Below are 21022 nucleotides of genomic sequence, written 5' to 3'. Positions count from 1 at the left end.
TCATACTACGGGCTTTAGCGCAGTCGCCGCATTGATGATCATTGCTGTACCGCAATTTGCTGGCGTATTTGCATCCCCCTCTGGAAATGCGAGTCGAGATGGCATTTACCGAGCTTTTCATCAAACGTCCGGTATTGTCTATTGTCGTTAGCCTCCTGATCTTGCTGATCGGCTTTCGGGCGGCGACCGTACTGCCGATCCGGCAATATCCCAAGCTATCTAATACGGTCGTCAATATCACTACTTCCTATCCTGGCGCCTCCGCCGACATGATCCAGGGGTTCATCACGACTCCCCTGGAGCAGGCCGTCGCTTCCGCCGAGGGCGTCGACTACATCAGCTCCTCATCGGTGCTCGGTACCTCGACGATCCAAGTCTACATCAAGCTGAATTTTGATCCCAACGAGGCGCTCACCGAGGTGCTCTCCAAGGTCAACTCAGTGAAATATTTGATCCCAAAGGAATCAAACGATCCGGTCATCACCAAATCGACCGGTCAAACCACCGCTGTCATGTATATCGCGTTCTCCAGCGAGGAATTGACGGCAAGCGCGATCTCCGACTACCTCTCGCGCGTCGTGCAACCCGTTATGGCAACCGTGGATGGCGTCGCAGCGGCGGACATCCTGGGCGGTCAGAGTTTTGCGATGCGGCTATGGCTCGATCCTGCGAAAATGGCTGGGCACGGCGTGTCGCCGGCCGAGGTTTCGGCTGCAATCGCCGCCAACAACTTCCAGGCCGCGGCTGGCCAGGCCAAGGGCTATTTCACTATCTCCGATGTCACGGCAAATACGGATCTGCGGAGTGTGGATGATTTCAAGCGGATGATCGTCAAAGCCAACGACGGTGGCTTTGTGCGCATGGAAGACATTGCGGTAGTCGAGCTTGCCGCGCAGACGGCAGACACTAGCGTCGCGATGAACGGCGAGCACGCGGTCTTCATCGGCGTGCAGGCGAGCCCGCAAGGCAATCCGCTAAACATAGTGCGAGGCGTTCGAGGGCTGTTTCCAGAAATGGAGCGTAACCTGCCGCCGTCGCTGACGATGAAAGTGGCCTACGACTCCACCCAGTTTATTCAATCATCGATCGATGAAGTGGAGAAGACGCTCATTGAGGCTGTCGTGGTCGTGGTGATCGTGATCTTTCTGTTCCTGGCCTCACTGCGGTCGGTCATCATTCCTGTGGTCACTATTCCGTTGTCGCTCGTGGGTGTCTGCAGCATGATGCTCGCGCTGGGGTTTTCATTCAATCTCCTGACTCTCCTTGCGATGGTTCTCGCGATCGGTCTCGTGGTCGACGACGCGATCGTGGTGGTGGAGAACATTCATCGCCATTTAGAAGAAGGTGCGACGCCTCTACTGGCTGCTACAAGGGGCGCGCGCGAGATCGTCGGTCCCGTTATCTCCATGACGATCACCTTGGCTGCGGTATATGCGCCGATTGGGTTTCTCGGCGGCCTCACCGGTGCGCTGTTCCGCGAATTCGCGTTTACGCTGGCGGGAGCTGTGATCGTGTCGGGCGTGATCGCGTTGACGCTGTCGCCCATGATGTGCTCGCTCTTCCTGAGGCGCGCCGAGGGGGGCCGATTTGCAAGGCTTGTGAACCGCGGGTTCGGCGCCATAACACGATGGTACGGCCGCAAGCTCGACCGCTCGCTCGAATATCGCCCAATTACCGGGCTATTTGCGCTGACCATGTTAGGCCTTGTCGGTTTTCTCTACATGAATATTTCCAAGGAGCTCGCGCCGGAGGAGGATCAAGGTATCGTATTCGCGCTAACGAAGGCGCCCAAATACGCCAATATCGACTACCTCGACTATTACGGCGCCAAACTTGAAAACGCGTTCAAGAAATTTCCAGAGAGTGACTTGAGCTTCGTGCTCAATGGCATCAGTGGCCAGCAGAGTGGCATGGCCGGCATGTTGCTCAAGCCGTGGGACGAGCGCAAGCGATCATCGATTGTACTAAAATCCCTCGTTCAAGCCGAGCTGTCCAAAATCGAAGGTATTAACGCGTTTGCCTTTAGCTTGCCTCCGCTTCCGGGCGGTTCGGGTGGCCTACCAGTGCAGATGGTGATTAATTCGACGGTTGGCTTCCAATCCGTTTACGAGCAGATGTCCAAGCTGAAGGATGTCGCGCGCAAGAGCGGTCTGTTCATGGTGAGCGACTCCGACCTCGAGTTCAACCAGCCGGTGGTGCGAATCAAGGTTGATCGGTCTAAGGCCAACGAGCTTGGCATCACCATGCAGACTATCGGTAGCGCGCTCGCCACCTTACTTGGCGGAAACTACGTCAATCGCTTCAATTTGCAGGGCCGTTCCTACCAGGTGATCCCGCAGGTCCCACGTCAGGAGCGCCTGGCGACGCAAGCAATCGGGAGCTATTATGTGAAGACTGCGACGGGCTCGATGCTCCCGCTGTCTACTGTAGTCTCCATCGAGACTGCGACCGATCCGAACGCTCTCACCCACTACAATCAGCTCAACTGCGCGACCTTTCAGGCCGTGCCGATGCCTGGCGTCACGATCGGTCAGGCTGTGGACTTCCTGGAAGCCGAGGCAAAGAAACTGCCCGCAGGCTTCAGCCACGATTTTCTGGCCGACGCCCGCCAATACGTATACGAGGGTAACCAACTGGCGATTACCTTTGCATTTGCAATCATCATCATATTCTTGGTGCTTGCGGCGCAGTTTGAAAGTCTGCGCGATCCTTTCATCATCATGATCAGCGTACCGATGGCAATCGTGGGCGCCTTGATCCCGCCATTTTTTGGCTGGGCAACTATGAACATCTACACCCAGGTCGGACTGTTGACACTGGTGGGGTTGATTTCCAAGCACGGCATCCTGATGGTTGGGTTCGCCAATGAGCTGCAGCTCAAGGAGAGACTTGACCGTCGCTCGGCTATAGAGATGGCGGCGCGCGTCCGACTGCGTCCAATCTTGATGACTACGGCGGCAATGGTCACGGGCTTCATACCCTTGTTGACTGCAACGGGAGCTGGCGCCGCGAGCCGCTTCTCGATTGGGCTCGTGCTCGTCGCTGGCATGACTGTCGGCACGCTGTTCACGCTTTTCGTGCTGCCGGCGGTCTATGTCGTGTTCGCGTCGGACCACCGCGCCGACGCGAGCTCCGGCCGCGCGAAGAACGCCGCCGAGTTCGGCCTCACCGGCGCTGCTGATCCCCAGCTGGCCAAGCAATGACGATAAATTCAATCCAGGTTCGCTCAGTGTCAAGCGAGGGAGCCTGCGATCGCTTCACGCTCCGTTACGCATTGAGATCTTCACGCCCGTGGTGCCGAGCTTGGCGGCTATCGGGGGCTCGGAAGAACACATCGGTGATCCCCGGCTGCTCCGCTAAGGTGAATTTCACCGTACATTTCAAGGCAGCGGAATGCCCAAGCTCGACATCGCCGGGGGAGAAGGGAATTGATCCTCGCTGACAAAAGGCGCGTTGCTATTTATCCCAGGGCTCTTGAAGGAGAATTGTTTGCTTCCGTCTAACCGCGTTGCGTTGCTAGCCGAAAAATGATGGCGCTGAACCGCTTAGGGGTCGACACGCGCCGTGGGAACGGCCCGTATCCATGGCCGACGCACTTACCGCTTTCGATACGAGGACCATTGATCGACAAGCCGAGAAACAAGCCGACGCGTTTTGGCTGAATGATCGTTGCCGGGTATCGGGAAGTGCAGCACAGCTTGCGTTGCACGATCGAAGTCGAGAACAAGAGCAACTGCTGAACGCAAAAACGGCCGCTGCCATTGTGAAGAAGGGCGGAGCTGCTAAGCGAATGTTCAGCATCTGCCGCAACCCGATGACCAATGGCCGCGCTGGCTCCCCCGACGTGTGACCCGACCCTCTGGAGTGGGAAAATTAAGGAAATGCCTGAGTTTGATGCTGCTATCTGGTTTCTGGCCGCAACGACGTGTTTTGCTGCCTTTGTAAATGGAGCCATTGGCTACGGCTTTTCGTCGCTCACTGTACCCTTTGCGCTAGGGTCTGTACCTAATTAGCGAACTCTGATTCCCTCGCAGCGGGTTGATTCCACGCGGGGGACTTCGATGCGCAAAGGACTGTTCTGGCTCAACGACAAGCAATGGACTCTGATAGAGCCGCATCTGCCAACGAACCAGACCGGACCGGTGCGCGACGACGATCGACGCGTCATCAGCGGTATCATTCACATGCTTCAGTGCGGCGCACGCTGGCGCGATTGCCCGCCCGACTATGGTCCGTACACGACGATCTACAATCGTTTCAATCGCTGGGCCAAGCGCGGACATTTGCGGGCGATCTTTGAAGCGCTCGCCCGCTGCGGCAAAGACGGCGTGACTTTGTCCATCGACTCCACCACGATCAAAGCGCATCGCTCGGCGAGCGGCGGAAAAGGGGGGAGCATGAACAAGCGATCGGCCGCTCGCGCGGCGGGCGGACCACGAAAATCCACGCGCTGAGCGACCCTGACTGCAGACCTTGCGCATTTCATCTCACTCCAGGCCAGGACGCTGATATTGCCGCAGCGCCAGCCCTTTTGGAACTCGCGCCACCCATGTCTGCCCTCATTGGCGACAAAGGGTACGACGGCGACGGCTTTCGAGCCGAAATCGTCGATCGTGGTGCCAAGCCCGTCATTCCAAACAAATCCAACAGGGTCACTCTCCACAGCTTCAGCAAACGCGCCTACAAGGGGCGCAACGTCATCGAGCGCTGTTTCTGCCGCCTCAAGGATTTCAGGCGTGTCGCAACTCGCTACGACAAACTAGCCAGGAACTTCTTGGCTGCCATCCATCTCGCCGCCATCGTTGCCTATTGAGGCCCAATGGCTGCGCGGGAACCATCTGGCGGCCGGAAACCAGGGACGAACGAATGTCGAAACCATCGGGGCCGACATTAACCGCTTGCGCGTGGTAGCGGAGCTCGTTGTAGTGATCTCTTGAGACAGCGCCGCCACTCGTGATGAGAGCTTCCGATTGTGCAAAGTTGTCGGAAAAAGGACGGCCGTGTTAGCGCCAACTGCATAGAGGCCTGGGGCGCCGTCGGCTTTGTAGGCGTTGCGACAAGCATGCTGAGCGTTGCGATTTGGCTGTCGCAGACCAGCAAAAATCATTGCCCTCGTGTGGCCAGCTCATCCGGGAGAGATTGGCGCGAAACACCGCCATCCCCAGGGGCTCGACGATCACCCCTACTTGTCGCTCTCCGTGTGACGCAGTTCAGCATTTGTGACGGCATCGCATTTGCAGGGATGAAGAACGTCAACTTGAGGCCATCATCGTCGAGCCGCGCGTCGCTTGCAGGCGACGCACGCAGGATGAGGGGCGCCGCGCCCGCGAGTCCGTTCTCTCAGGAGCGTCCGTGATACCATGTGCCAATTTGTCTGCCGGCCTGCTTGGGACACGCCTGACATTTTTTGTGGCCGGATTCGGCCTCGCGGCCTGGGCGCCTTTGGTGCCACTCGCCAAGGAGCGGCTCGCGGCGGATGACCGCATGCTTGGTCTACTGCTGCTCTGTCTCGGAACGGGATCTGTCGTCGCGATGCTTTTGACCAGCGTGTTCAACTCGCGGTACGGCAGCAAGCCCATTATCCTCGCGGGTGGACTTGGACTCGCGATCATCCTGCCGTGCCTTGCAATTTCCGACACACCTGTAAGGCTCGGTGCCACGCTATTTGCTTTCGGCGTTTCACTCGGCTCGATCGATGTAGCAATGAACATCCACGCGATTGAACTGGAGCGCGCCACGGGCCGTCTATTGATGTCCGGCTTCCACGCTCGGTACAGCATTGGGGAAGTCACCGGCTCTGCCGCGGTCACCTTGTTAGTCTCCCTGCAGTGTGGCTCGCTTCTCTCGACGTTAATCTGTTCGGCGTTAGTAACGATCGCGATTGTGACGGCCTGGCCGAGGTTGCTGGCGACGGGTTCGAGACAGCAGGGGCCATTATTTGTCTTGCCCCACCGCAGTGTGTTGCTCATAGCGGTGCTCGCGGGTATCACCTTTCTTGTAGAAGGTGCAATGCTCGATTGGAGCGCTTTGCTTCTCGTTGAACGAGATCTTCTCGCGGAGGCGCACGGGGGCATTGGTTATATGCTCTTCTCAATGGCCATGGCCGCAGGGCGTCTCAGCGGAGATGCCGTGGTGGCGCGAATCGGCGACCGTGCCACATTGATGCTCGGGACTGTACTAATGGTAACAGGCTTTTTGGCCGTGGTAGCCGCGCCCGTTGCGTTGATTGCTATGGCAGGGTTCCTGCTTATCGGATTGGGTATTTCAAATGTTGTACCCGTACTGTGTCGACGCGCCGGCAAACAGAACGTGATGCCAGCAGGCATAGCGATAGCGGTCATCACGACCGGCGGCTACGCGGGTATACTCGTCGGGCCGGCCGGCATCGGGCTCATCGCACACATATTTGGCTTGCCAATGGCGTTCGGGATGTTAGGCGCGCTCATGTCCATCGTGATGCTGTCGGCGAGGATGATGACCGACCATCGCTAAGGCATTGGTCAAGAGGAAGGGAGCGCCGGTTCGCTCCGGCTAGTGATCGCCCGTCGGCGGTTGAGATTTAGAGTCGATGAGCTCTCAACTGCTGGCAGCACGTCTCGATCTGATCTTTCCTTTCCTGCAAGTCGGCAGGGGTTCTTGGCGGCGAACTGAGGGCAGCTGTTGACAATGAACGTTCGTCAACTTGCGAAGCAAGATTGATCGTTACGTGAGCGGCGAGTCTGCTAGGACGGACGTTCACCGCCGGGCGATCGTGGGATCGCCCCTTATCCGGGAACAAGCGAATCACTCTGGTGCCGTCCGTCGCTGTCAGCCCGATACGCCCGATATGCCAGCTGAATGCCATCCTTTAGCGAAGTCGTGGCGCGCCAGCCGAGCCCAGACAGCCGACGCACGTCGAGCAGCTTGCGTGGCGTGCCGTCCGGGCGCGACGTATCGAAGCTGATCTCACCGCGAAAACCGACGGCGGCCGCGATCATGAGTGCGAAGTCGGCGATGCTGATGTCCTCGCCGCTACCGATATTGACCAGTTCCGACGAGGAATAGGTCTTCATCAGATGGATGCAGGCATCGGCGAGATCATCGACATAGAGGAATTCGCGGCGCGGCGTGCCGGTGCCCCACACCACGACGTTGCGGCTGCCCGAAATCTTGGCCTCGTGGAAGCGGCGGATCAGCGCGGCGACGACGTGGCTGTATTCGGGGTGATAATTGTCCCCGGGGCCGTAGAGATTAGTCGGCATCACGCTGATGAAATCGGCGCCGTACTGGCTGCGATAGGCCTCGGCCATCTTGAGGCCGGCGATTTTGGCGATGGCATAGGGTTCGTTGGTCGGTTCCAGCGGGCCGGTCAATAACGAATCCTCTCGCAGCGGCTGAGGCGCCAAGCGCGGATAGATGCAGGAGGAGCCGAAGAACATCAGCTTCTCGCACCCATTGGCATGCGCCGCCTGGATGACGTTGCTCGATATCGCCAGATTGTCGTGCAGAAACTCGGCGCGCAGCGTGTTGTTAGCGACGATGCCGCCGACCTTCGCGGCGGCGAGGAACACGGCTTGCGGCCGCTTCGCGGCAAACCAGGCGTTCACCGCGGCCTGGTCGCGCAAGTCGAGCTCGCTGCGCGGCACCGTCAAGAGATCGGCCTGTTCGCGTGCTAGCCGGCGCATCAGCGCCGCGCCGACCATGCCGCGATGGCCCGCAACGAAAACCGTCTTACCCTTCAGTTCAAACGACGTGCTTGCCATTGGTCGCATCCTGCTTGGCTTCAACGAGATCGCTGGCGACCATTTCCTTCACCAGTCGCGAGAACGGCGTCTTCGGAGCCCAGCCGAGCTTGGCGCGCGCCTTGCTGGCGTCACCGATCAGGAGATCAACCTCGGTCGGACGGAAATAGGTCGGATCGATCTGCACCAGGGTCTTGCCCGAGGCCTTGTCCACGCCGACCTCCTCGACGCCCCTGCCGCGCCATTCGATGCTGCGCCCGACCTCGGCAAACGCCACCTCGACGAACTCGCGGACCGACCGCGTCTCGCCGGTCGCCAGCACGAAGTCGCCGGGCTCGTCGACCTGCAGGATCCTGTGCATGCCATCGACATAGTCGCGGGCATGGCCCCAGTCGCGCTTGGCGTCGAGATTGCCGAGATAGAGCGTGTTCTCGAGGCCGACCTCGATGCGGGCGACGGCGCGGGTGATCTTGCGCGACACGAACGTCTCGCCGCGGGTCGGGCTCTCATGGTTGAAAAGGATGCCGTTGCTGGCGAAAATGCCATAGGCCTCACGGTAGTTCACCGTGATCCAATAGCCATAAAGCTTGGCGACGCCATAGGGCGAGCGCGGATAGAATGGCGTGGTTTCCTTCTGCGGCACCTCTTGCACGAGCCCGTAAAGCTCCGAGGTCGAGGCCTGGTAGAACCGCGTCTCCTTTTCCATGCCGAGGATGCGGATCGCTTCCAAAAGGCGCAGAACGCCGATTGCGTCGGCGTTGGCGGTGTATTCCGGGCTCTCGAAACTGACATGGACGTGGCTCTGGGCGGCCAGGTTATAGATCTCGGTCGGCCGGATCTGCTGCACCAGCCGGATCAGATTGGTCGAATCCGTCATGTCGCCATAGTGCATCAGGAACGGCACGCTGCCGGCATGCGGATCCTGGTAGAGATGATCGACGCGCGCGGTGTTGAACGAGGACGATCGGCGCTTGATCCCGTGCACGTGGTAGCCGAGACCGAGCAAATACTCGGCGAGATATGCTCCGTCCTGCCCGGTGACGCCGGTGATCAGCGCAACGCGTCGCTTTGAGTCCTGAACCGTCATGGTCTCTCGTAGTTTCGCCGGAAAGAAAAGCCCTGTGAAACGCTATTGGAAGCCGTTTCTCGTGAAGTCTAGATGCGCAAGCCCGCTCCACCCGCAGTTTGAGGAAAGCGATCGTTATGTCCAGTCATACACATCAGCTAGGAAAGCACACTATATACATTGTTTTAAATCGGACTGGATTGTGTGAACGCATTGATCTCCAAAACATCAAAGTCAATTAACGCTCGCATCCTGGCTTATATCTCTGACGATCCTAAGTAGGCGAGATGCATGCGATCGCGGTTGCGAGCGCAAGGGCGCGCTTGTCCGGGCTATATCTCCAACGAGATAGAAGCTGACCATCTGTGTTCCTATCTAACCTCAGGCGCAAGTACGCATACGCGTGGTCTCGTCACGGCTTGCGAGAGCGACGAGCTGGAGCCGCAGTCATCGATGCATTTGCCCGATGACGGGATGCAAGCAAGCGTACAGTCAAGCTTGCACGCCAATTCGTAGTCAAGAAAGCCCCCCTACCGTTAACTTCCGGACAGAACACCCGGTCTTCGCGGTCGATTCATCGCCCGTGATCAGCGCTGTTGCCAATGTCAAGCTCGCGGCAGGCAGTGGAGCGGCCGACACAAGACAAGATGAGAAAGAGTAGTAAACGTTGGTATAGATGCTCCAACGTTTCGATATCGAAAGTTTACGCTCGTACAATAGAGCTTCGCTGCCAATCGTCTAATCTCGATAGCGTACTTGCCTTCGTACGAGTATGATGGGCCTCCTAAATCCAAGCCGGCAAAATGTTTCAGGTAGAACAGAACAATTCAAGCTAGAGCTGCTGCGCAGTTTGTACTCGATCGGCAGCCAAAAGCGGAATGTAGTCGGCCGAAGCGATGATGGCTAAAGGAGGTCTAACTCACGCTTGCGAATGCGGCGGCGATACAGGCGGCCGCGAAAAAGCCCGAACTTGACGCCTGTTACCATCGGGCAGGCGATTTCATGATCGGATTCCTGTAGGCGGGACCTCGGGCCCCTTGAACTTGGGCTGCATTGATCGATATGTGTGGAATTGTTGGCATTTTGGGGCGTGGTCCGGTCGTTGGCCAGTTGGTCGCGTCGCTCAAGCGATTGGAATATCGTGGCTATGACTCCGCAGGCCTCGCGACTCTCGAAGGTCTCCGTATCGAACGCCGGCGCGCTGAAGGTAAGCTGAGAAACCTTGAAGAGCAGCTGTGCTATTATCCGCCGTTGGGTCATATCGGCATCGGTCATACCCGCTGGGCGACTCATGGAAAGCCGACCGAGAGCAATGCTCACCCGCATGCGACAGAAAATGTCGCGGTCGTTCATAACGGGATCATTGAGAATTTCCGCGAGCTGCGAGCCGAACTGGAGCGGAATGGAGCCCACTTTAACTCAGAGACAGACACGGAGGTGGTGGCGCATCTCGTCGAATCTTATCTCAACAGGGGCTACTCGCCGCGGGATGCGGTACAAGCGTCACTGCCACGGCTGCGCGGTGCCTTCGCGCTGGCATTCCTTTTCAAAGCCCACGATGATCTTTTGATCGGTGCGCGTAAGGGGTCGCCCCTTGCGATCGGACATGGTATCGGCGAAGTGTATCTAGGATCGGACGCGATTGCGCTCGCGCCTTTGACCGACACCATCACCTATCTTGAAGACGGCGACTGGGCCGTGCTTACCCGCACGATGTGCGTGATTTATAGCGCAGACGGATCTGTCGTCCAGCGGGAAACATCAAAGTCTGGCGTATCGTCACTCCTTGTGGACAAAGCGAATTATCGCCACTTCATGGCCAAGGAAATCCACGAGCAGCCGACAGTGGCCGGCAAGACATTGGCGCATTATCTCGACATGGCGGCCGAGCGCGTCGCCCTGCCGGTCACATTGCCGTTCGACTTTAAATCCGTTCAGCGCATCTCAATTACCGCGTGCGGGACTGCAGGCTATGCCGGGCACATCGCCAAATACTGGTTCGAGCGGCTGGCGCGCTTGCCTGTCGAGATCGATGTAGCGTCCGAGTTCCGCTATAGGGAGGCGCCTTTGCGCCGGGGCGATCTCGCGATCGTCATCTCGCAATCGGGCGAAACCGCTGACACGCTAGCTGCACTGCGATACGCCAAGGACCAGGGCGTGCACACGATATCTGTGGTCAACGTCGCGACGTCGACGATTGCGCGCGAGAGCGAATCCGTGCTGCCGACGCTGGCGGGGCCGGAAATCGGCGTCGCCTCCACCAAGGCATTTATCTGCCAGCTGATGGTATTGGCGGCGCTTGCCGTCGCAGCAGGCAAAGAGCGCGGTAAACTGTCTGAGATCGATGAAACGAGGCTCGTGCGTGAGCTTATCGAAGTGCCGCGGTTGATTGCTGCGGCGCTGTTGATCGAGCCGCAGATCGAGAAGCTCGCGCGTTATATCGCCGATTCAAGGGACGTGCTCTATCTCGGTCGTGGCACATCGGCTCCCTTGGCGTTCGAGGGCGCACTCAAGCTGAAGGAAATTGCTTATATCCATTCAGAAGGTTATGCCGCCGGCGAGCTCAAGCACGGACCGATCGCACTGATCGATGAGGCCGTGCCTGTGGTGGTGATCGCACCTTATGACGATGTCTTCGAGAAGACCGTCTCGAATATGCAAGAAGTTGCGGCTCGGGGCGGCAAGATCATCCTGATCACCGATTCGAAGGGTTCTTTGGAAGCGACGGTGGACACACTCATGACCATTGTGCTGCCTGAGATGGTCGCACGCTTTACGCCGATGGTCTATGCCATTCCGGTACAACTCTTGGCTTACCATACCGCTCTCGTAAGGGGCGCGGACGTGGATCAGCCGCGTAATCTAGCAAAATCGGTGACTGTGGAATGAGGCTACAGTGTTATGTCGGTCCTTGAGGCCACGAATCGCCTGGGCGAGCTCAGAAAGAGAACGATCCCGGTATCACAGGTCAATCATAGACCGATCCAGCTCGATGAGCAGCAGTCAGCCCTGCTTGCGTCATCATCGTCTACCGACTAACGTCCTGGGAGCGAGCGTTACCTTCCTCTTGTTCGAGCCGAACGGTCGATAACAAGTGGAAATTCCGGATAATTGGAAGATCGAAGTCGGCTCTCGGTTACCAGCCCGCGATCTGCTTTGCAGGGCCAAATCAGCCTGAAGCCACAAAAGATACTCTCTAACTCATCCTCCCACCTCGCCGATGTCGACGAACAAGTCGCTGCACAACAGCTTCGGGCCGCTCCGTCGCAGCTTATTCACTGGCGGCGCATACGCGCGACAACTTACTTTTCCCGATTGCCAGCATCCGCGCGATGTCGGGCACGTCGAGCATGCACTTCGACTCCGGGGACGATTGCTCAGGATTAGCAGCCCAGTTTGTCCCTTCGATCGCGCGTGGCAGGGGTTCACGCAATCCGGTTGGGCCACACGCGCCACCGCGGCTCTCCGACCTGATACGTGTCATCAAATGGATTGTTAGATAACTGACATTCCCGCGCAAGGTGAGGGCCCAAAACCAAGTGCAGGGGGCGCCGCACCGGAAGGACGCGGCGCCCCTGGCTGTATATGCGGCAGGCGAGTACTATTGGCCACTGTCTGATCCAGCGACAGTCACCCGCTCGTATAGCAGGATGGACTAGCCTTGCGACGACGTGGGATTAGCACGACCGCCAAATCCGGTTGGTGGGCCAGCGATCGCATCGGGTTCCTTCCGCGGAGCTGCAGATCGGGTTGCCAGAAGAACCGGTCCTCATAATCGGCACGGGAATTGCTGTCCCCCTCGTCGAACGACTGCTGTCAACGCGCGTCTGGGAGTGTGGCGCCTTAGGGCAGCCTCACCATTTCTATCGTTTGAACCCTCGCACCGAGACTACGAGTGTGCAGCCGCAAATCTCAGAGCCACAACCTCAACGACGCAATCGTGGTGAGGTGGCTTACTAGGCTCCTTTCGCCACACGGCAAGGAGGAACGAGAGAAATGTGGCCGAAGTCGATCTTCACAATCAAGAAGTCTTGGATCCGCTGATTGGGCAATGCCAGCAACTGGTCAGGGAAGTGGCAATTCCCTAGCAATGGGAGGTGCTAAACGATCGCAATCCCGGGGCGATACCGAGCCACGCGGTAGAGAACTTCCGCGTTGCCGCCGGACGTGCGAGGGGCGAGTTTCACGGCGCGGTCTTTCAGGACAGTGACGTCGCAAAATGGCTTGAGGCGGCTGCATGGTCGCTATGCCAGACACCAAATCCAGAGCAGGAGAAAGCGGCCGATGAGCTCATTGAATTGATGGCGGCCACCCAATGTGGCGACGGCTATCTCAACACCTATTTCATACTGAACGCGCCTCAGGAGCGCTGGACCAACCTAGCGGAGTGCCACGAACTTTATTGCGCGGGGCACTTGATTGAAGCAGGTGTCGCGTTCTTTCAGGCAACTGGCAAACGGCGATTGCTGGAGGTCGTTTGCAGGCTTGCTGACCACCTCGGCACAGTTTTTGGCCCAGAGCGCGATCAGTTGTACGGCTAGGAACGTGGCACGGAGCCGCACTTCTACGACATTGAGTAAGAGAAGCGCCAGCAATCCCGCGTCGCCAAATCCCACGGCACGCCTTGGATGATAAAAAACAAAGCGTACAGCCAAGCGCAGTTGCCGCTTTCGGAGCAGAGGACTGCAATAGGTCATGCGGTTCGTTTTGTATACCTCATGACGGCAGTAGCTCATCTCGCGCGTCTGCGCCAGAACGACCAGCAGCGCCAAACTTGCCTACGGCAATGGCAAAACATGGTCCAGCGCAAGATCTATATTACCGGAGCCATCGGCTCGCAAAGTGCCGGCGAAGCGTACAGCAGCGATTACGATTTGCCGAATGATACGGCGTATGCGGAAAGTTGCGTGTCGATTGGCTTGATGATGTTCGCGCGCCGTATGCTGGAGTTGGAACTGGACAGTCGCTATGCAGACGTGATGGAGCGCGCGCTCTCGGCGGTATCGCGTTCGACGGGCGCCATTATTTTTATGTTAACGGCTCGAAATGCATCCAAAAACGCTGAGGTCTAATGGCATCTACAATCATGTCTTGCCGGTGCGACGACCTTGGTTTGGCTGCGCCTGCTGTCCACCGAACATCGCACGGCTTTTCACATCCATTGGTCATTACATCTACACGCCAGCACCGATGCGCTCTATGTAAATCTCTACGTTGGTAATAGAGTAGCAATATCGGTCGACGGACACGCGCTGCGTTAGCTGATAAGCGGCAGCTATCCCTGGAGAGAAGAGGTAGAAATCGCCGTCGAATCTGCGCCGCCAATTGCCCACACGCTCGCCCTGCGCTGCCAGAATGGTACAGCGTGCCGCAGGCGAGCCTGCGGCGAGCCCATGAATTGCGAGCCGCGCAGGAGCTATTTGCACATTCGCCGAGCGTAGCAGCAGGGAGATCGCGTCAAATTATCGCTGCCGATGCAAGTGCGCCGCGTATACGGCCATCAACTTCGCAATTTGGCCGGCAAGGTGGCCATCCAGCGTGGCCCCTTAATTTATTGTCTGGAGGAGGCCGACAACGGGACCGAGTTAGACAACGTTTGGCTTCACTCAGACAGCCGGTTTTCCCTTATGGAAGGAACAGGTCTCTTTAACGGCAAGATTATGCTGCAGGCGGACGGGGCGCGGTTGCAACGCACGCATTCTGAAGAAGCGGCGCTTTATAACTACGACAAATCGCCTGGACAGCTAGAACCGCAGCGGCTGACATTCATTCCGTGGTTCAGCTGGGATAATCGTGGCGAAGGCGAAATGCGGATTTAAATAGAGGAGCGCTAACGCCGGACGAGCGGGTCGCGCTTCCACGAATCGACGTTAGACGGCCTTTCTGGCGCAGGCGATATCGTTGGTCAAAGTCTGGAAATCGGCCAATCTATGGAAGGCGGTGCGCGAGCTCCACTCGAACGTTGAAAAAATCCGAATATGAAGCGGCGGAACTCCGAAAAGAGTACGATCCGATTGGCATCAGCAGGTCAACCAGCGATCGGCCCAATTCCCAATAAAGGAGCTTCCTCGGAGGTGTTCGCGGCCTCTCATCAAACCTGATGAATGCCAATGGCACGAGCGTGCCGCCGTGTAGTTCGAAAGGAAGCCCTATGACAAGCCAAACGTGAGGGCGGCCACGTCAGGTTTTGGTAAGCCAGGCTCCCTATCAGCGCCGCTGGGCCTAACAAGCCTAAACAGATGCGGAAATGTATGTCCGACGGGAGCACCAATCGCCATGTATAATCGGATCAATGGCTCGTCCTACTTCCAATCCTCTGACTATGCCGAAACTGATGAGCAAATGGACGCGGACATCTTTGCGGATGCGTTCGCAAATATGCGCTTAGCCGAATCTGGTTCCAGTAGCAGTTCATCTGCGGCAACAAGACCGTATTCGCTCGTTTCAACCCCTCCCATAATAGAGTTCGAGGATCGTCAGTCATTCCGAAAAGCCGCGGAGGCCTATCATGGTGACGAAATCATGAAAATCGCCAACAACCCCCAAGAGTACTCCGACTTCGTGTCCGGCAAGGCAAGGCGAACTGCCGAAGTTGCCAAAGACTACGGGCGAACCCGAGATTCCGAGAAGGCGCGATACTTCAGCTACCAATTGGGCAACAAGAGTGTCGGACTTCTAAGAACGGAAGGCGGCGACAGCATGACCGAGTTCGACGTCGAAAGGTGGAAGAAGCTATTTCCTGGACGCAACGGGACTACCTCTACTGTGGATCTTCAAGTCGTTCATCCGCTTGTCGAGAACGCTGGCGACATCCTGCTCGAGCACCAGCTTCGACTAGACGGAAAACAGCCGCTGCTCAATTTGCGTCCGGCTAATTCGGAAGCAAGAGCCCGTGCGGCAAAGATGGGATTCGTCGAGGTTGACGCCGACAACATGGTTCTTGACCCAGCGAAGTCAGATAAGTGGGTAAGGAATAGCGACGGCGAATGGCAGCGCAAAGGTACTGCTGCGCGGTATCTTTCCAAAGCTGACGACAGTGAAGGTAGTGATACTGAGATCTCAGCGAGCCCCTCAACATACGACTATGAGGATGATTTTATGTGACAATGGGATCACCGGTGATTTGGCCCGATGGAGTAGACCAATCTAGCGTGCTCCGGGCTCCTCTGTGTTTATCGCCTTTTCGGCTGAGAGTTCCTCTGAGTTGGCTCAGAATACTGTCCGCAGAGTGCTTCTTGGCTTAGCGGTTGCTGATTTGTTTGAGCCTTGGAAGTAGGGGCTCACTGCGGAAGGCAATTGCGACAATGCTCGCTGCGGAGAGGACCTGGATGGGGTGCCGCCAAAGTGCGCCCGGCCGCCGAGGACCAGGCGTGTTGTGCCGAGTCGTTGGACGGCTTGGAGCCAGAAGTTGTCTACAGATGGCGCCTACGAAGTAGTAAGGGTGTGGGCGCCTGCCGCGAGTCGGTGGGCAAGGAAATGCACAGCGAAGCGGCGCCCGATGGGCAAGACGGCTGGCATGCGTCAACGGACATAACGACGCCGAGAGCACGATCATCGTGCAGAGCACTTTCACCAGAAAAGCCTCAACAGAAGACACGCGGCGGTTGTCCTGGGCGAAGCTCCGTTATCATCGTCACTGCAGTCGGCTGCGAACAGCCAAACTCTTGCTTTGTCGATCGCTCTCGGCCAGCTCCGCTCTGCAATAGAACATATAGAAACGATCCAGACGAGTTAAGAAGGGCTCAGGGTCGTCGATTGCTTTGGGTGAGCATTACGTTGAACGTCGATCTGCAGAATGAGTCGAGCTGGCGTACCCTTCCAGCACTCGCAGCGATAAGGTTGTTCTGCACCAATGTAGCCGCCCGGCGATGGTCGCTAAAGTGTCGACAAGCGACAATTGGCCTCTCGCTCGCTTGATTTTAGAGCAAGTAGCATCTTTGACTCGAAGAGGTTGATCGGCGGCGAGATCGACGCGTGGAGCGTTTAGATCGGACACCAACCCAAGCCGCAGATAGATTGCATCAGATGTCGCGCCGGCCGTCATACGCGTTCAGTGCGGTGTCGAGGCATTCGATTAACGCTTGTCCTGCAAAGGGTTTGGCGAGGAAGCCAATCGCCCCGGCGTCCAGGGCTGACGCGCGCACGCGCTCGTTGGGGAAAGCTGTAATGAAAATGAATGGTGCGTCGTAACCACGCGTCCGCATCTCTGCCAGCAGCTCCAGCCCGCTCATGGCCGACATCTGCACATCGGTGATGACACAGGATGTCTCATTCAAGTACGGCGACCGCAGGAGTGCCTCGGCCGACGCAAATATCTGCACGACGTAGCCACGCGATTTCAGAAGGTTTTCTGTCGACGCACGGACGGAGACGTCGTCGTCAACGACGGAAATCAAAGGCGTGGACAAGATGAGCCCTCCAGACGCAGTACAGCGGCAGCCAAAGCGCTAGCCACTTTCGGCGAAAAGTGGGCTTAAGTGATGGAATTGTAAAATCATACTTGCGTTTGTTCGGAACGATCGACGCGAATTCCCAGCGTCTCGCTCATTCTGATCAGGTCGGCCAGCGACCGGGCACGCATCTTTTTCATTACGTGACCCCGGTAAATCTTCACCGTAATCTCGGCGAGCCCAAGTTCGCCGGCTACCTGCTTGTTCATTAGGCCGGCCGCGACCAGTTTCATCACTGCCTGCTCGCGCGGGCTTAAGGTCTCAAATAGAGACTGCAGATTCGCGACGGTTCGCTGAGCTTCCCGTCTTTTGCGATCTCGTTCGGTCGCCGCAACCACGGCATCAAGCAGTTCCTGATCGCGGAACGGCTTGCTGAGAAAATCGACCGCACCTCCCTTCATGGCCTTGACGGTCATGGGAATGTCGCCATGGCCGGTGATGAAAATGATCGGGATGTGTATGTTCAACCTGGCCAGCTCGGTCTGGTAGTCAAGGCCGCTCAGGCCTGGCAGCCGGACATCAAGAACTAGACAGCTTGTGACGTCCGGAATTGTGCTCTGCAGCATTTCACGGGCCGATCCAAACGCCACGACCTCCAACCCTACCTGTTGAAAAAGGTTCGTAAGCGAGCGGCGCACCGAGATGTCATCCTCAACGACAAAAACGATGGCCTTCGTCGAGGCCTCGGCATTGCTACCCTCACCTGGCGAGTCAAATCGTCCTGTCACTGGAGGGCCTCCTTGTGTACGGGCAGGACAAACTGGAAGGTCGCGCCCGGTTCATTTTTCTGGAGAAGCGATAGCCGCCCTCCATGAGCTTCCACGATAGAACGGCAGATCGAAAGGCCCATTCCAAGGCCACTCGGCTTGGTGGTGAAGAAGGGATCCAAGACGTGGTCAGCGTCCTTCTCGGCGATCCCGACGCCGCAATCGGCCACTGCAAGCTGCACGTGCCCCAGATCGTCCTTGGATGATCGAATTAGAAGTTCGCGCGGCCGGTCGGTAACTGCGTCCATCGCCTCAATTCCGTTCATTACCAGATTGATGATCACCTGTTGTAGCTGAATTCGGTCACCGAGGATCCTCGGCGGCGCGGCCGCCAACTCGGTTCGCAACGTCACTCGGTGGCTCACCAGCTCTCGTGTTACCAGCGCAATGACATCCCTAACGACCTCATTAATGTCGAGTGGCACCATCTGAATCTCGCCTTTCTTCGCGAGCGCGCGAACACTGCGGATCACCTCGCTTGCCCGGATTGCGTCTTCGATGATCCATTCCACTGAAGAGCGCGCGGCGGCAAGATTAGGAGCTTCCCGAGCCATCCAGCCGAGGCACGCATCGGCGTTGTTGAGAATAGCGGCGAGTGGTTGGTTTATCTCGTGAGCGATGGAAGTCGTCAGTTCTCCTAACGTCGTTACACGCGTGACATGTGCAAGCTCCGCTTGTGCCTTTCGCAGCTCTTGTTCGGCCTGATCAGCGCGAATGAGAGCCGTTATGTCAGTGCTGACGCCCCGATAGCCCAGAAAAGTTCCGTTTCCATCGAAGAATGGCTTGCCACTCGTACGGACATAGATCGGAGATCCCGTTCGATTCACGGTACGGTAGATGAGATCCCGAAACGGCAGATGCGCCTGCAACGTCGCCCGATGCTGACGCCACTTCTCGGGTTCCTCTTCCGTGTCGCAAGCAATGTCCCAGCGAAGCAGGCCCATCAATCCTGTCGCCAAGATTCCCGCAGCGCTGGTGTGCTCGGACAAGTGAGTGACCCGATGATCCGGCCCAGTTTCCCAGAGCCAGTCGGAAGCTGTCTCGGCGTAGTCGCGAAAGCGCTGCTCGCTTTCGCGCAGCGCGACAAGTGTGTTTTCCAGGCGTTCCCTAGCTGCGTGCTGCTCGGTGACATCCATATGTGTTCCGATCAGCTCGCTGACATTACCATCGCTGCCGAGGACAACGTGTGCAACGGAGTGTATGCGCCTTATCCCGCCATCTGGCAGAAGAATACGAAAATCATACTCGAACCGTTCTTCCACGTGTTCAATCGCCTGCCGCTGCACCTCCTGTAGCCGCGGCAAGTCGTCCGGATGGATGCGCGATCGAATGGTCTCGATCGATACCGGCTCTTGTGGGCTAAAGCCAAACAGACGATCGACCTCGGCGGAGCGATACACGAAATCTAGGCCGTAGACGTCCCAGGACCAGCTGCCTGTGTGAGTGAGATGCTGGGCCTCGGCCAGATAGGCCTCGCTGCGGCGCAGCTGCTGTTCTGCTCGCCTCGCCGCCGTAATATCCGTAGCTGCCCCAACAAACTCGATGTCACCAGAGGCTGTCCTCGTGGCTCGTGCCTGCGCATGAATGTGCTTTACCGAGCCGTCCGGTAGCAGAAGCCGGTATTCGTGCTCGAAATCGCTCGGGTCTCGCATCGCGCGATCGATAATTTCTTTAACCGAAGCCCTATCATCGGGATGAGTGCGCTCAACGACGAGCTGCGGCCCCGGTGGCACTGTCTCAGAATCTAATTGGAAAATCCGAAATGTTTCCTTTGACCAGAAGGCCTCGCCCGTAGCAGGGTTCCAGCTGAAGCTGCCTGTGTGACTCAACTCCTGCGCCTGGGCCAAATGTGCTTCGCTCCGCTGCAGGGCAAGTTCAGTCCGCCTTCGCTCCGTTATATCTTCGCAGGCGACAAGGATAATGGGCCGCTCATCCGCCCAGAGCATGGCTTTGGCGATTTCACGTACCCACAATACCGAGCCGTCCTTCCTGACCTTCTGGACGTCCCACGTGCGCGTTTGTCCGACATCCTCCAGGCACGTCCGAACGCATTCGCGAACGAAGGCGCGATCCTCCTCGAGAAATACCTCCAGCACGGATTGACCAATCAGTTCAGCACGAGCATAGCCGAGTTGTGTCGCGCCGAATGTATTGACGTCGAGGACAGTGCCGGCTTCATCGACCATGAAGTACATGGCCGGATTGTGCTCGAAGATGGCGCGCCACCGCTTTTCCCGATCCTCCAAATCGGCCGCACTCCGCTGAAGCTTGGCCGCAGCCACACGCGCAGCCTCGCTTTCCTGGCGCAGCTTTCCGATCAGGTGCGCTCCCACAATCGAGGCAATAAAGAATGCAACAACCACGGGCAGATCTTGGGGGTCATCGATTCGCAGGCTGAACGCCGGCGGCGCAAAATAATAAGCGAGAGCAGCAACGGCTACGATGCAAAGCGCGGACGACGCGATGAAGCTGCCCATCAACGAAAACAGTAACACCACTAACAAATAGGCGAACGCCGTGGGGGCGAAATGCGCGTGAAGGTACAAGCAAGACAGTGTTACCACCGCCAGCGTTATGGAGCCGAAGGTAAACTGAGGGGCTGAGCGCTTTAAACTGCTGATCTGGCTACGCATTTTGATACTGTCCGGCCTGTTCTCCGGCGGGAGAGCTATAACATTTTAGGCAAAAATGGGGCAATACTCGGCACCAGCACCTGCTCTGAGCGGTTCCGAGATCGATTGCTTGCTGAACTGAGCACGCGCGAAGAAAAAACGCATCACAGACATACGTATAGTCGTCCTAAACCTTTCAATATGGCCACTATCGCGCGCTGACACGCCTAGAATCGAAGCTGAGATGTCTACTTTCCTCCGCTGCCGATAACCTCCGGGCAGGCGCTTGAGGCTGCAGCCGAGGACAACTCCCTTACGCCAGCCGGACGAGGACAGCGGCTGCAGTTCGGCCAAGACGTTGAGCCGAAACAATCAGGCGCGCCTCGCCGAACCGGAAAGAACAGGG

Annotated in this window: 12 protein-coding genes and 1 pseudogene; 8 read left to right on the top strand and 5 right to left on the bottom strand. The window is 57.6% G+C overall.

All coding sequences use genetic code 11. The annotated features are described in order from the left end of the window. Positions 1–98: 98 nt before the first annotated feature. From I6F21_RS19640 to I6F21_RS19625, 4 genes are all read left to right on the top strand, one after another. Complete coding sequence (locus I6F21_RS19640; protein ID WP_225128599.1) at positions 99–3203, top strand: efflux RND transporter permease subunit; 3105 nt, start codon at positions 99–101, stop codon at positions 3201–3203. Positions 3204–3583: 380 nt separating this feature from the next. Next, complete coding sequence (locus I6F21_RS19635; RefSeq protein WP_225183373.1) at positions 3584–3850, top strand: hypothetical protein; 267 nt, start codon at positions 3584–3586, stop codon at positions 3848–3850. Between the two features lie 211 nt (positions 3851–4061). After that, positions 4062–4813, top strand: a protein-coding gene (locus I6F21_RS19630) for an IS5 family transposase (protein ID WP_225183372.1) whose coding sequence is annotated in 2 segments (ribosomal slippage) — positions 4062–4395 and positions 4395–4813 — 753 coding nt in all. Because the reading frame shifts where the segments join, the coding sequence is not laid out codon by codon here. Between the two features lie 539 nt (positions 4814–5352). Further along, positions 5353–6492: an MFS transporter gene (locus tag I6F21_RS19625; RefSeq protein WP_346656825.1), complete on the top strand. Its 1140-nt coding sequence runs from the start codon at positions 5353–5355 to the stop codon at positions 6490–6492. Between the two features lie 272 nt (positions 6493–6764). Here the strand turns inward: I6F21_RS19625 and I6F21_RS19620 are convergent, their stop codons facing one another. Then, a complete protein-coding gene (locus I6F21_RS19620) occupies positions 6765–7742 on the bottom strand; it encodes a GDP-L-fucose synthase (RefSeq protein WP_275945323.1) in 978 nt (325 codons plus the stop codon). Further along, positions 7723–8808, bottom strand: a complete 1086-nt coding sequence (gene gmd / locus I6F21_RS19615; RefSeq protein ID WP_225128595.1) for a GDP-mannose 4,6-dehydratase — start codon at positions 8806–8808, stop codon at positions 7723–7725. Before gmd ends, I6F21_RS19620 begins: the two co-directional genes overlap by 20 nt. A gap of 1041 nt (positions 8809–9849) precedes the next feature. Between gmd and glmS the strand changes: the two genes are divergently transcribed. The 4 genes and pseudogenes from glmS to I6F21_RS19595 all read left to right on the top strand — a co-directional run bounded on the left by glmS (position 9850) and on the right by I6F21_RS19595 (position 15891). Beyond that, complete coding sequence (glmS, locus tag I6F21_RS19610; RefSeq protein WP_225183386.1) at positions 9850–11676, top strand: glutamine--fructose-6-phosphate transaminase (isomerizing); 1827 nt, start codon at positions 9850–9852, stop codon at positions 11674–11676. Between the two features lie 1208 nt (positions 11677–12884). After that, a pseudogene (locus tag I6F21_RS19605) lies at positions 12885–13859 on the top strand (beta-L-arabinofuranosidase domain-containing protein). Positions 13860–14261: 402 nt separating this feature from the next. Further along, entirely contained in the window at positions 14262–14606 is a 345-nt protein-coding gene (locus tag I6F21_RS19600; RefSeq protein WP_249787520.1) for a hypothetical protein, read from the top strand. A gap of 457 nt (positions 14607–15063) precedes the next feature. Further along, on the top strand, positions 15064–15891 hold the full coding sequence (locus I6F21_RS19595) for an Effector protein NopP (protein ID WP_225183371.1): 828 nt from the start codon (positions 15064–15066) through the stop codon (positions 15889–15891). Positions 15892–16808: 917 nt separating this feature from the next. On the opposite strand, the gene I6F21_RS19590 is transcribed toward I6F21_RS19595, so the two are convergent. The 3 genes from I6F21_RS19590 to I6F21_RS19580 all read right to left on the bottom strand — a co-directional run bounded on the left by I6F21_RS19590 (position 16809) and on the right by I6F21_RS19580 (position 20637). Next, the gene (locus tag I6F21_RS19590) at positions 16809–17195 is read right to left on the bottom strand and encodes a response regulator (RefSeq protein ID WP_225129628.1); all 387 of its coding nucleotides are present in this window, start codon (positions 17193–17195) and stop codon (positions 16809–16811) included. An 86-nt stretch (positions 17196–17281) separates the two neighbouring features. Next, positions 17282–17965 carry a response regulator transcription factor gene (locus I6F21_RS19585; protein WP_225183370.1) on the bottom strand — a complete coding sequence of 228 codons (684 nt, stop codon included), beginning with the start codon at positions 17963–17965 and terminating at the stop codon, positions 17282–17284. Further along, the gene (locus I6F21_RS19580) at positions 17962–20637 is read right to left on the bottom strand and encodes a PAS domain S-box protein (protein WP_225183369.1); all 2676 of its coding nucleotides are present in this window, start codon (positions 20635–20637) and stop codon (positions 17962–17964) included. The genes I6F21_RS19585 and I6F21_RS19580 overlap by 4 nt, the downstream gene beginning before the upstream one ends. Between the last annotated feature and the right edge of the window lie 385 nt (positions 20638–21022).

The sequence above is a fragment of the Bradyrhizobium sp. NBAIM03 genome (genome assembly GCF_020194055.1).
In the GTDB taxonomy this organism is placed as follows: domain Bacteria; phylum Pseudomonadota; class Alphaproteobacteria; order Rhizobiales; family Xanthobacteraceae; genus Bradyrhizobium; species Bradyrhizobium yuanmingense.
Note: the sequence above shows the minus strand (reverse complement) of the source record. Positions and strands in the feature narration are given on the sequence as shown.